This is a genomic window from Dialister micraerophilus (genome assembly GCF_947090205.1).
In the GTDB taxonomy this organism is placed as follows: Bacteria; Bacillota; Negativicutes; order Veillonellales; family Dialisteraceae; genus Dialister; species Dialister micraerophilus.
Genome location: NZ_CAMUNF010000001.1, coordinates 147,335 through 160,323, shown reverse-complemented (window position 1 = coordinate 160,323; position 12,989 = coordinate 147,335). Strand labels below are relative to the sequence as shown.

Sequence of the window (12,989 nt, the reverse complement as noted above, 5' to 3'; positions counted from 1 at the left end):
AATTTGTATATTATGATAATTTATTATTGAAAGCGGTATATATGAATTATTACGAAATTTTTTCAAACATTTTAAGTGAAAATCAAATAAAATTAAATGAACCTATGAGTAAGCATACGACTTTCGGTATAGGCGGAATTGCAGATTGTTTTGTACAACCCGAAACCGTATCTCAATTACAGCAAGTTGTAAAAATCTTAAAAAAATATAACTCGCCTATTTTTATTTTAGGTGGTGGAGCAAATCTTCTTGTGCGTGATAAAGGTATAAGAGGAGTTGTAATCTCAACCGTAGGACTGAAGAATATTGAATGCAAAGGGAATAAAATAAGTGTAAACAGCGGAGTCAGTATTGCTAAAGTTGCACACTTTGCCGCTAAAAACGGACTTTCAGGGATGGAAGAATTAAGCGGTATTCCGGGAAGCATAGGTGGTGGAGTTTTTATGAATGCAGGTGCCTATGGAGGAGAAATGTCGCATATAGTAGAAAATGTTACTACATGTGATTTTGACGGAAATTTAAAAGAATACAGTAATTTTGAAATAGATTACAATTACAGACATAGTGTGTTTATGGATAACGGCGACATTATAGTAAATGTTACGCTTACTTTAAAAAACGGAAATATAAATGAAATAAAACAAAAAATAAATGAATATAACAGCAGGCGCCGTGAAAAACAACCTTTGGACAAAAGAAGTGCCGGAAGTACATTTAAAAGACCGAAAGGACATTTTGTAGGAAAAATGATTGAAGAATTAGGATTAAAAGGGTTTTCAGTCGGAGATGCAAAAGTAAGTACAAAGCATGCCGGATTTTTAATTAATGACGGAAATGCAAGTTGTGAAGATATGTTGGCGCTTATCGGTGAAATACAAAGACGTGTAAAAGAAACTTACAAAGTTGATTTGTACACTGAAGTTCAAGTTATAGGAGAAGCATAGTAGTAAATGAAACAGGAGCGAATATGGATGTTATAGCTTTTGTCGGTCCTCCGGGAACAGGTAAAAGTGATCGGGCGATTGCAGTTGCACATAAAAACAAAGCGGAATGTATTATTGATGACGGAATATTGATATATGACAATCGTATTGTTGCAGGTAAATCGGCGAAAAAAGAAGAAAGCAGATTGAAAGCCGTACGGCGTGCGATATTTTTAGATGAAAATCAAGTTGAAGATGTAAAAAAATCTTTGGCTAAAATTAATCCTGCACGTATTTTGATTTTGGGAACATCCGAACGTATGATTATCAAAATAACGGAACAATTAAATTTACAAAAACCGTTTAAATACATACATATAGAAGATATAGCAAGACCTGAAGAAATAAAAAAAGCGAATGAAGCAAGATATAAAGAGGGGAAACACGTAATTCCGGTTCCTACGGTAGAATTGAAACCTTATTTCAGAGGATACTTGGTTTATCCGCTAAGATTTTTCAGAAACAGAAACAAGAGTAATTCACCGCGTGTAAAAAATGAAGAAAGATCCGTTGTACGTCCTGTATTCAGCTATTACGGGAAATTAAGTTTTTCGGATAGAGTAATAGAAAAACTTGTAAAATATTCCGTACAAGACATTCCGTACTTGGTAATAAACAAAGTTGACAGTAAAAAGAGCAGAGAACAAATCAATGGACTTGTTTTGCGACTTGAAATTGAAATGCATAAAAAAAATCCTGACGAAATGAAAAAAATTGTTCATAAAATGAGGGATAATATTCAGAAAGAAATTGAGTATACAACAGGAATGTCCCTTGAAACGGTTAAGTTGAATATAATAACAAATGTAAGCAAGGCATAAGATTACATGCCTTGTTTTTATTTGACTTTTATAAAGAACCTGTTTATATTTTTATATGGAGTATTATTATTTTATATTATTAATTTAAGGAGTCTTTATGATTAAATATATATTCAGTCTTATTATGGCAATTGCAAGTTTGATTCTTGCAATAGGAGTAAAAACTTTTGCATCTGCTTGCCCTGCGATGCCTAACGGACGTTTTATGACGTGTCATTGGGCAGTTGAAGTAGTATTCGGATTGGGAATATTACTGTTGATTTTATCTATAATACATTTTATTTCTAAAAAAATTGAAATGAAACAAGGCATTTCAATTGCAATTTTTTTAAATTCCATTTTTACAATGCTGGTACCGGGGAATATTGTACCTCTTTGTATGAAGACAACAATGCGTTGTCATATGGTTATGAAACCGTTTGTAATGGTAGTAGTCGGAATTATTGCAGTAGTTGCAATTGTCGATTTTTTTATGCGTAGAAAATGTTTAAAGAAAGAAAATTGTAAATGAGTTACACTAATCTTCCTATAAAGAATTTAAAATCTTCACCGTTAAAAACGGCAGCCATGATTTTTTTGACTTTTCTTTTGGCTTTTTGTGTGTTTACAGGTTCGATTGTTATAATGAGCCTTCAAAACGGAATTGAAAGACTTGAAGATCGATTGGGTGCAGATATCGTTGTTATACCTAATTCGGCAAAAAGAAAAATTGATCCTCAATTTATGCTTTTAAACGGTACACCGGGATATTTTTATATGCCTAAACAGAATTTTGATATGATAAAGCATATAGAGGGTATTGATAAAATATCTTCACAGACATTTTTAGCATCGTTAAGTGCATCCTGTTGTTCCGTACCTGTACAAATAATAGGATTTGATCCTCAAACAGATTTTATAATTCAGCCGTGGATAAAGAAAAGTTACGGAAAATCTTTAGGATATGGAGATGTTGTTGTGGGCTCTTCGGTAAATGCAACTGTAGGAGATACAATACAGTTTTACAACAAACAATGTAAAATTGTAGCCAAACTTGAAGCGACAGGCACCGGATTCGATACTGCGGTATATACAAATGCGGAAACAATAAATATGTTGATAGATTCGTCTATAAAGATGGGACTTAATCCTGTTTTTCAAGGTAAAGCGGAAGATGTTATTTCATCCATATATATAAAGGTTAAAAAAGGTTATGATATAACTAAAGTTTCAAACGATATAAATTTGCGAGTACGCAAAGTAAAAGCAATTCCGGCAAAAAGTATGCTTTCTGGAATTGCAGGAAGTTTATCTGCAGTTTCAAAAAGTATCAAATTTTTGACTTATGCGGTTTGGTTTATGGTATTTATCATATTGATAATTGCATTTTCTTTACCTATAGGATCGCGTAAAAAGGAATTTGCAGTACTTCGTATGCTTGGTATATCAAGACGAAATTTGGCACAAATAATTATGAAAGAATCTGCCGTTATCAGTATTATAGGAGCGATTTCCGGCATTGCGGCAGGATATATTTTTGTAATACCTTTCAGCGGTTTGATAGAATCCTCATTGAACTTGCCGTTTTTGATTCCTGACTTCGCGATGATAGGTAGTTTATCAATATTGACATTTATTACCGTACTTGCAGTAGGAGTACTTGCTTCTGCATATTCTGCCTTTCGTTTGAGTCGTGTTGATACCGCTTCAATATTGAGAGGTGGAAACTGATGAAAATAACTGCAAATATGATTACAAAACAGTATAATTTAAATAATTCAAACAAAAGAATTTTTGAGGCTATATCTGCAATAAATTTTTCTGTAAATTCAGGTGAATTGGTAGTAATCACAGGAAGAAGCGGAAGCGGAAAATCAACGTTGCTTAACATAATGGCAGGATTGCTTAAACCTACTTCCGGAACTGTTTTTGCAGATCAAAGTGATATATACGGATTTACCGATAAAGAATTAAGTGATTTTCGTCATCATCATATGGGAATAATTCCACAAACCGAAGCTGCAATTTACAGTTTGAATGTAGAAGAAAATATAAAATTTTATATTTCGGAAAAAGAAAAAAATATAAATCAAAAGTGTGATGATTTGTTGGAAGAATTGGGTATTTCAAACTTGAAAAAAGCATATCCGACCGAATTGTCGGGAGGAGAATTGCATCGTATGTCCGTTGCACGTGCTTTAGTTCGTTCACCCGAAATATTGTTTGCGGATGAACCGACATCCGATTTGGACAGTGAAAATGTAAAAATTGTTATAAATCTTTTACGAAAAAGTGCAGATGAAGGTGCAGCGGTATTGGTTGTAACACATGAATCTGATTTTATACCATATGCAGATAAACACTATATTATGGAAAAAGGTCACATTTCAAAAGCATGATAAAAATGCGGTACATTGTATCGCATTTTTATTTGTTTTGAGTGTATTCATGATATAATGAAAAGAAGTCAAAATTTCGGAGGATATTGTGGAAAGCATAAAGTTTACAGGGAAAAAATATTATACGATAACATATGGTTGTCAAATGAATGAATCTGATACCGAAAGAATTAACGGTCAATTGGAAGCATTGGGATATACGCCTGCAAATGTAATGGATGAGGCGGATATTGTAATTTTAAATACATGCAGCATAAGACAAAACGCTGAAGAAAAAGTCTACGGGAAAATAGGCGAAGTAAAAAAACTTAAAGAGAAAAAAGACGGTGTTCTTTTAGGTATTGCAGGATGTATGGCACAAGAAAGTAAAAAGAAGCTCATAGAACGCATGCCTATAATAGATTTCGTAATAGGGCCGTATCATATACATGATTTAAAAGATATCGTTACTGCAAGAAATGCTGAAGGTGCGCATGTTGTTTTAACTAAAATGAATCCTCAGCGAGTAAAAGATTACAGCGAATTGACAGCATCAAGAAAGAGTAATATTTTTGCATGGGTTCCTATTATGCAAGGATGTAATAAATTTTGTACATATTGTATAGTTCCTTATGTACGTGGAAGAGAAACGAGCAGACCGATAAGTGACGTGTTGAAAGAAGTAAAACAATTAGCAAAAGACGGATATAAAGAAATCACGTTGTTGGGGCAAAATGTAAATTCTTACGGACTTGATTTCAGAAACGGAACAGATTTCAGTGATTTGATAAAAGCATTGGATACGGTTGACGGTATAGAAAGAATAAGATACATGACATCGCACCCTCGTGATATGACATTTGAAATGGTAGATGCGATTGCCGAATCTCCTAAGGTTGTAACGCAAATGCACTTACCCGTTCAACATGGATCAAATGAAATGCTGAAGAAAATGAATAGAGGCTACACAATAGAGCATTATTTTGAATTATTCGACTATGTCAAGAAAAAAATTCCGGATGTGGTAGTTACAACGGATTTAATAACAGGATTTCCGGGAGAAACCGAAGAGATGCATAAAGAAACTCTTGAGATATTAAAAAGAGCACGTTTCGATTCGGCATATACATTTATTTACTCACCGCGTAAAGGTACTCCTGCGGCACGCATGACGGATACGGTACCGTCCGACATTCAGCATAGAAGACTGAATGAAATAATGGAATTACAGAACAAAATAAGTTTGGAAATAAATAAAGAAATGGAAGGAAAAACATTCCAAGTAATTGTTGAAGGACCGACAAAACAAAATAAAGATAATTGGTTCGGAAGAACATCCGGAAACAAGATGATTATGTTTCCATACAGAGAAGGTTTGAAAATAGGGCAAACATTAGACGTTACAGTAGAAACTGCACAAACATGGATACTGAAAGGGAAAGAAAAAATATAGTTATATAGTTTTAAGGCGGTAGATATCAGATGGCAAAAACTCCTTTGATGGCGCAATATCAAAGTATAAAAGATAAATATGAAGATTCGCTTTTGTTTTATCGTTTAGGCGATTTTTATGAATTGTTTTATGATGATGCAAAAGTCGTTTCGCATGAATTGGAATTGACACTTACCGGAAAAAGTGCCGGAAAAGAAGGTAGAGTTCCGATGTGCGGGGTTCCGTATCATGCTGCTGAAAATTATATCTATCGCTTAATTCAAAAAGGCTATAAAGTGGCGGTGTGTGAACAACTGGAAGAACCGAAAAAAGCAAAAGGTTTGGTAAAACGTGACGTTATACGAGTTATAACGCCCGGAACAATATTATTTGAAAATGCAATTGCAGATAAATCAAATAATTACTTAATGTATATATACGAAGAACAAGGTGAAATAGTATTGATTTTATCCGACATATCTACAGGTGAATGCAGTTGGGGGATATGGAACGCAAAAAAAGAATTATATGATATGTTCGATATGATATCTATTTATCAACCTTCGGAAACTCTATGTACAATTTCTGATGAATTATATGAAAAAACAGATTATTTTTTTACATCATCTGTAGGCGGATGTCTTTTGGTGCGTAAAGAGTATACAGATGAAGTAAAAGAAAATGATGTAATATATTCGGACAATAAAAAAGTGCAAAAAGCATTTCTTCTTTTAGTTGAATATTTAAAAGATGTAATGAAATCGGATTCCGTAAAATTTCATAACATTTATAAATTACGAGAAGATCATGTACTGCACTTATCTGAAAAAACTATAAGAAATTTAGAAATAACGAAAAACATGCGAGACGGAGGTAGAAAAGGTACATTACTCGAACTCTTGGACTATACTTCAACCGCCATGGGAGGACGTTTGCTGAAAAAATGGCTTGAACAACCTCTTACGGATGTAAATCGTATAATTTTAAGACAAAACGGAATTGAAGAATTACGTACACATGCTACCGAATTACAAAAACTCGAATCATTATTTTCAAGCATATTTGATTTTGAACGTATTCTGGCACGTATTGAAGCAAATACCACATCACCGAAAGATTTATTGTCACTTAAAGCGACATTAAAAGAAATTCCGGAGATAAAAAAAGTTCTGTCAGGTGCATCATCGGTTATTCTTAAAAATATAAACAGTAATATAAAAACACATAAATTCGTATATGAACTGTTGGATAAATCTATGAATGAAAACGGAACAGGAAGTATACGTGACGGAAAATATATAAAAAACGGATATTCAAAAGAATTGGATGAAGTCAGATCATTGGCTGAAAACAGCAGAAAATGGATAACTGAACTTGAAAAAAGTGAAAAAGAAAAAACCGGAATAAAACTTAAAATAGGGTTTAATAATATTTTCGGATATTATTTTGAAATTACGCATGCAAATAAAATACCCATACCGGAATATTATGTAAGAAAACAGACTTTGGTAAATGCTGAAAGGTATATCACTCCTGAATTGAAGGAGTTTGAAGCTAAAGTATTGGTTGCCAAAGAAAAAATGTCCGAATTGGAATTGGAATTATATAAAGATATAAAGAAACAAATTTATCCGTACATTGCCGAAATGCAAAAAACAGCACGTACAATTGCCGGCTTGGATTGTTTATCGGGGTTGGCACGTGCGGCATTAAAAGAAAGATATATAAAACCTGTAATAGAATGTAGCAAAAATAAACATATTTCAATAAATGACGGAAGACATCCGATGGTTGAACATGCATTGAAAAATGAAATGTTTATACCCAATGATATTGAGTTGAACCATGTAAACCAAGAATTGTTAGTAATAACCGGTCCGAATATGGCAGGTAAATCTACATTTATGAGGCAAGTTGCAGTTCTTGTAATAATGGCGCAAATAGGATCGTTTATACCGGCAAAAAGTGCGGTAATAAGTCCTGTGGACAGAATTTTCACACGTGTAGGAGCAACTGACGACATTTCTACCGGACAAAGTACATTTATGGTGGAAATGCAAGAAGTTTCGCATATTCTTAAGCATGCTACGGAAAACAGTCTTGTTTTACTTGATGAAATAGGTAGAGGAACCAGTACATATGACGGAATGAGTATTGCAAAAGCGGTGGTTAAATATTTTGACAAGAATATTCATGCATATACTCTATTTGCAACTCATTACCACGAACTGTCGGATATGGCATCGACAAGTAAAAAAATCAAAAATTTTACTGTTACAGTTAAAGAAAGAGGCGAAGAAATTACATTTCTGCGCAGAATTGTTCCGGGTTGTGCCGACAGAAGTTATGGTATTCATGTTGCAAGGCTTGCAGGTTTACCTGAAAGTTTGTTGAAACAAGCGTCTGCAATATTGGATAATTTGGAATCGCAAGATAATAAATCATCAAATAACACAATTATGGAAAAAGTTGAAAACACATCGGAAGAAAATTTATTTACATCTTCGATAATAAATGAATTATCTACATTGGATGTGATGAGCAAAACTCCGTTGGAAGCTATGGAAATTCTTTTCAGATTAAGCAAAGAAGCGAAAGGCGGAAATTGATGGCATTAATACATTTATTAGATGAAAAAACTATAAATCAAATAGCTGCGGGAGAAGTAGTAGAAAGACCGGTAAATGCCGTAAAAGAAATGGTAGAAAATTCCGTAGATGCAAACGCATCCGAAATTGAGGTGGAAATAGCCGATGGAGGAATAACATATATTCGTGTAACGGACAACGGTAGCGGAATGGATAAAGAAGATGCTGAAATGTCAATAATAAGACATGCAACAAGTAAAATTTCCACCGTAGACAATATATTTCATATTTCATCATTGGGATTCAGAGGAGAAGCACTTGCCAGTATAGCTGCAGTATCTAAATGTACATTGACTACAAGACAAAAAGATAATTCGGAAGGAATACAATTAGATATTGAAAGCGGAAAAATTACGGATTCAAAAATTGTAGGAGCACCCGTAGGGACAACAATAGAAGTAAGAGAGTTATTTTATAATGTACCTGCGCGGAAAAAATTTTTAAAAACTGGAAGAACAGAAGCCGGACGAATAAATACAATTATAGGTAAAATGGCTTTGTCACATCCGACTATAGCATTCAGATTGATTAACAACGGAAGGGTAGTTATAGAAACTCCCGGTAACGGAAGATTGCTGGATGCGGTTACATCTTTGTATGGAATAGACGTGTCGAATGAAATGTTTACTGTAGAACATAGTTCAGATATGTATTTTTTAGACGGAATGATATCAAAACCGTCACTTTTGAAAAGCAGCAGACAATATCAAACGATTATCGTAAATCATAGAATTGTAGAATCACCTTTGATATCCAAAGCAATTGATAATGCATATCATTCATTACTTCCGAAAACGGGTTATCCTGTATGCATTATTAAACTTACAGTTCCTCCAGAAAGCATAGATATAAATGTTCATCCTCAAAAAAGAGAAATTAAATTTGAAGATGAAAAAGAAATTTTCAGATTGGTATATCATGCTGTATTGAAAACATTAACTGCACAATCCGAAGCGGCTGAAATTGCTACAGAAATAACGTATACACCTAAACATGAATCGGTTGATGAAAAAGATATAAACATAAAAAATTTTGAAAACAATTATTATTCGACAAAAAAAGGAAATGATTTTGTAAATTTGTATTGGAAAGATGCAACCGATACATATAATAATAAAACACAAGAAAATCATTATGAGAAAAGAAATGAATACAATCCGGAAAATGATTTAAAAAAAATATATTCCGAAAATTCAATACTGGAAAATTTCCAAAATAATGAAAAACAGTCCGAAAGATTATTTGAAGATATAAAAAAAGAAGAACTTGTTATTCCTTTAGGACAAGTTGCAAATTGTTTTATTATTTGTGTAAAAGGAAAAGAATTATTTATTATAGATCAGCATGCCGCACATGAACGTGTAAGGTATGATAAATTGGCGGAACATGCAGAAAGTATTCCGGTTCAAAATATACTTATTCCTCGCTTAATTACAATGGATAAACAGGATATTGAACTATTTGAAGAAAGAAGAAAAGATATAGAAAGATTGGGGATAATATTTGAACAGGCAGGAATTGATGTAATTCGTATAACGGGAGCACCAGAAGATTTTTCGGAAAGTGATATGGAAAGGGTTATACACGATTTGCTTATAGCATTTAATTCACAATCCGAACCGTCACCGGAAACGTTAAGACATAGAATGATGGCATATGCTGCATGTAGAGGTGCAATTAAAGCCGGAGATGTTCTCAATATAAGACAAATGAAAGAATTGATAAGTGATTTGTTTATGACATCACGTCCGTTTGTATGTCCGCACGGTAGACCTACAATTATAAAATTTACACCGGAAGAATTGGGGAAACTTTTCAAGAGAACATGATTGGAATAACTACAATACCGAAACCTATAGAACAAAATATTGCCCAAGCAAGAGAAATTGCCGAAAAATTTTCCATACCTTTTTTTGAAAGAAAAGAAAGTTGTAAAAAATGTATGGAAGAGAATAATTTGGATGGACTTATAGTTTGCGGAAAAGAACTTTTTCTGAAAACGAAAGACGGAGAATATAAATTTCATTTGGGAATGGCCAAACTCAGATTGTTGCAATTGAAAAGAGGTAATGTTGACAGACTTTGCAAATTAATACCTGAATCTGTAAGTACATTTTTAGATTGCACTTTCGGTCAAGGCAATGATTCTATAGTTGTTTCCGGATTTTTAGGGGAAAAAAGCAGAATAATTTCTTTGGAAAAAAGCAAAGCTTTGTATATTATAGGTAAATACGGCATCAAAAAAATTTCTGAAACAGATGAATATCAAGATATATCAAAAAGAATTGAATTGAAAAATGAAGATTTTTTTGCCTATCTGAAAAAAGCTGAAAGTAAAAGTATTGATGTAGTATATTTTGATACAATGTTTAAGCATCCTGTAAAATCTGAAAAAAATCATAGAGAAGCTTTCAGAAAATGTGCATGTTATGATAAATTGACGAAAGAAATTTTGGATGAATCTATACGAGTAGCAAAAAAACGGGTAATTATAAAAGAAAGACCGTTTTCAATTATTTTCAGAAAATATAATTTTTCATATATAGATACTAAAAAAGGACAATCAGTTGCGTATGGAGTGATTGAAACGTGAAAAAACTTAAATTAATCACAATCCTCGGTCCGACTGCTTCGGGTAAATCGGAATTGGGGATTTATTTGGCAAAAGAATATGGTAGCTCCATAATATCCGGAGATGCCTTTCAAGTTTATAAAGGTTTGGATATAGGTACTGCAAAAGTCACAAAAGAAGAATCATGCGGAATAAAACATTACCTTGTTGATTGCATGGATGTAGATGAGCCGTATTCTGCCGCAAAATTTAAACAATATGCCGAAAAATATATAAAAGAAGAAAATGAAAACGGTAGAATACCTATTCTTGTAGGTGGAACGGGACTTTATATACAAGGGCTTTTAGAAGGATATGATTTCAGACCTGAAGTAGAAAGCACGAAAAAATGGAAAAAAATTTATGAACAAGAAGGTGAAAAACCGTTAATTGAAGAAATAAAGAAATATAATTCAAATATAAAAATTCCGAAAGATAAACATAGACTTATAAGACTGTTGGAACTTTTGGAAAACGGAGTAAATAAAACTGTTGCCGGAAAATCCGATGAAATTCTTTATGACGGACCGGTGATAGGTATAGAAACCGAAAGAAACGTTTTGTATAGTAAAATAAACCTTCGTGTTCAGAAAATGATTGAAAAAGGATTGAAAAAAGAAGTTGAAAATTTAATAAATGAAGGTGTATCGACTGATTGCCAAGCTTTTAAAGCTATAGGGTATAAGGAGATGGTATCTGTAATTAAAGGTGAAATATCGTTAGAAGACGGAATTTCTTTAATAATGAAAAATACCAGGCATTTTGCAAAACGTCAGATAACATGGTATAAAAGAATGCCTTATATACATTGGACACGGCAAGGTAATAAATCTAAAGATGATTGGTATGAAGGCATAAAAAAATATGTAAATTCAACATTAAAAGAGGCAAATTAAATGAATGAACAGTTGGAAAAGATAAAATTTGAAGCATTGAAACAATGTGAACCTGTTTTTGAAACAATGAAAGAGATTTCACTTTTCAATACTGAAAAAGTATTAAATGCATTTAGAAAGCATCGTTTATCGGCATATCACTTTGCATCTACAAACGGTTATGGATACAACGATTCTGGTCGTGAAAAGTTGGAAGAAATTTGGGCAGATGTATTTCATGCAGAAGCTGCATTGGTAAGACCGCATTTTGTTTCCGGTACACACGCACTTGCAACGGTTTTACTTGCATTATTGAAACAAGGCGATACTTTGGTGTCAGTAATGGGAAAACCTTATGATACTATGCAAAATGTAATAGGAATAACCGGAAATGCTCCGAGAAATCTAAAAGAGCGCGGAGTTTTTTATAAAGAAGCGGAATTGAATTCGGATGGCGGATATAATCCGGACGCAATAGAAAAAGCCGTTGACGAAAAAACTACATTGGTTCTTATCCAACGTTCAAGAGGATACATGAACAGAAAATCTTTATATCCTGAAGATATAAAAGAAATAATTAAAATAGTAAGAAGGAAAAATCCTGATGCAATTTGCTTTGTAGATAATTGCTATGGAGAATTTACTTGTAAGGAAGAACCTATTGAATGCGGAGCGGACATTACAGCCGGTTCACTGATTAAAAATGCCGGAGGCGGACTGGCGCCTACCGGAGGATATATTTGTGGAAGAGCCGATTTGGTTGAACGTTGTGCACAAGAATTGACTGCACCGGGACTTGGAAGTGAAATGGGGTCTTATGCAGGCGGATATCGCCCGTTTTTTCAAGGGTTGTTTATGGCACCTCATATAACATGTCAAGCAGTTATGGCAGCGGAATTTGCAGGAACTGTGTTTGGAAATTTAGGGTTTAATGTAGAACCTGAGGCCGGACACTTGAGAACGGATTTGATTACCGCAATAACATTAAACAGTAAAGAAAATATGCTTTCATTCGGTGAAGCAATTCAAAGCTTGTCACCGGTAGATTCATTTGCAAGACCTATACCCGGTCCTATGCCAGGATACACCGATCAAATACTTATGGCGGCAGGAACTTTTGTACAAGGTTCAACAATAGAATTATCTGCAGACGGGCCTGTACGTCCTCCGTATGTAATGTATATGCAAGGAAGTATTACATTTGAACATGCCGTACTTGCAGTTATGGGAGCAGTAGAAAAAATACTGAAATAAAAACAAAA

Annotated in this window: 11 protein-coding genes; all 11 read left to right on the top strand. The window is 33.6% G+C overall.

Features of this window, described 5'->3' with window-relative positions; translation table 11 throughout:
- The first annotated feature begins 41 nt into the window (after positions 1–41).
- The 11 genes from murB (at position 42) to P6922_RS00710 (ending at position 12,981) form a co-directional block, all read left to right on the top strand.
- On the top strand, positions 42–944 hold the full coding sequence (gene murB, locus P6922_RS00760; RefSeq protein WP_007555575.1) for a UDP-N-acetylmuramate dehydrogenase: 903 nt from the start codon (positions 42–44) through the stop codon (positions 942–944).
- 23 nt (positions 945–967) lie between these two features.
- Entirely contained in the window at positions 968–1,804 is an 837-nt protein-coding gene (locus tag P6922_RS00755) for an isopentenyl transferase family protein (protein WP_007555302.1), read from the top strand.
- 97 nt (positions 1,805–1,901) lie between these two features.
- The gene (locus P6922_RS00750) at positions 1,902–2,315 is read left to right on the top strand and encodes a DUF4418 family protein (RefSeq protein WP_276873499.1); all 414 of its coding nucleotides are present in this window, start codon (positions 1,902–1,904) and stop codon (positions 2,313–2,315) included.
- Positions 2,312–3,514, top strand: coding sequence for an ABC transporter permease (locus P6922_RS00745; protein ID WP_276873497.1), 1,203 nt, complete (start codon positions 2,312–2,314; stop codon positions 3,512–3,514). Before P6922_RS00750 ends, P6922_RS00745 begins: the two co-directional genes overlap by 4 nt.
- The gene (locus tag P6922_RS00740) at positions 3,514–4,182 is read left to right on the top strand and encodes an ABC transporter ATP-binding protein (RefSeq protein WP_276873494.1); all 669 of its coding nucleotides are present in this window, start codon (positions 3,514–3,516) and stop codon (positions 4,180–4,182) included. Before P6922_RS00745 ends, P6922_RS00740 begins: the two co-directional genes overlap by 1 nt.
- A gap of 88 nt (positions 4,183–4,270) precedes the next feature.
- A complete protein-coding gene (miaB, locus tag P6922_RS00735) occupies positions 4,271–5,614 on the top strand; it encodes a tRNA (N6-isopentenyl adenosine(37)-C2)-methylthiotransferase MiaB (protein ID WP_007555570.1) in 1,344 nt (447 codons plus the stop codon).
- A gap of 29 nt (positions 5,615–5,643) precedes the next feature.
- Positions 5,644–8,202, top strand: a complete 2,559-nt coding sequence (gene mutS / locus P6922_RS00730) for a DNA mismatch repair protein MutS (RefSeq protein ID WP_276873492.1) — start codon at positions 5,644–5,646, stop codon at positions 8,200–8,202.
- Positions 8,202–10,070, top strand: a complete 1,869-nt coding sequence (mutL, locus tag P6922_RS00725) for a DNA mismatch repair endonuclease MutL (RefSeq protein WP_276873491.1) — start codon at positions 8,202–8,204, stop codon at positions 10,068–10,070. The genes mutS and mutL overlap by 1 nt, the downstream gene beginning before the upstream one ends.
- On the top strand, positions 10,067–10,834 hold the full coding sequence (locus P6922_RS00720; protein ID WP_276873490.1) for a class I SAM-dependent methyltransferase: 768 nt from the start codon (positions 10,067–10,069) through the stop codon (positions 10,832–10,834). The genes mutL and P6922_RS00720 overlap by 4 nt, the downstream gene beginning before the upstream one ends.
- A complete protein-coding gene (gene miaA, locus P6922_RS00715; RefSeq protein ID WP_276873489.1) occupies positions 10,831–11,748 on the top strand; it encodes a tRNA (adenosine(37)-N6)-dimethylallyltransferase MiaA in 918 nt (305 codons plus the stop codon). Before P6922_RS00720 ends, miaA begins: the two co-directional genes overlap by 4 nt.
- The gene (locus P6922_RS00710) at positions 11,749–12,981 is read left to right on the top strand and encodes a methionine gamma-lyase family protein (RefSeq protein ID WP_276873488.1); all 1,233 of its coding nucleotides are present in this window, start codon (positions 11,749–11,751) and stop codon (positions 12,979–12,981) included.
- Positions 12,982–12,989 lie beyond the last annotated feature (8 nt).

Bases quoted from the DNA above. Each gene is read 5' to 3' on its own strand.
- murB (WP_007555575.1), top strand. From the start codon at position 42: ATGAATTATTACGAAATTTTTTCAAACATTTTAAGTGAAAATCAAATA.
- P6922_RS00720 (WP_276873490.1), top strand. From the start codon at position 10,067: ATGATTGGAATAACTACAATACCGAAACCTATAGAACAAAATATTGCC.
- P6922_RS00755 (WP_007555302.1), top strand. From the start codon at position 968: ATGGATGTTATAGCTTTTGTCGGTCCTCCGGGAACAGGTAAAAGTGAT.
- P6922_RS00745 (WP_276873497.1), top strand. From the start codon at position 2,312: ATGAGTTACACTAATCTTCCTATAAAGAATTTAAAATCTTCACCGTTA.
- P6922_RS00740 (WP_276873494.1), top strand. From the start codon at position 3,514: ATGAAAATAACTGCAAATATGATTACAAAACAGTATAATTTAAATAAT.
- mutL (WP_276873491.1), top strand. From the start codon at position 8,202: ATGGCATTAATACATTTATTAGATGAAAAAACTATAAATCAAATAGCT.
- mutS (WP_276873492.1), top strand. From the start codon at position 5,644: ATGGCAAAAACTCCTTTGATGGCGCAATATCAAAGTATAAAAGATAAA.
- P6922_RS00750 (WP_276873499.1), top strand. From the start codon at position 1,902: ATGATTAAATATATATTCAGTCTTATTATGGCAATTGCAAGTTTGATT.
- P6922_RS00710 (WP_276873488.1), top strand. From the start codon at position 11,749: ATGAATGAACAGTTGGAAAAGATAAAATTTGAAGCATTGAAACAATGT.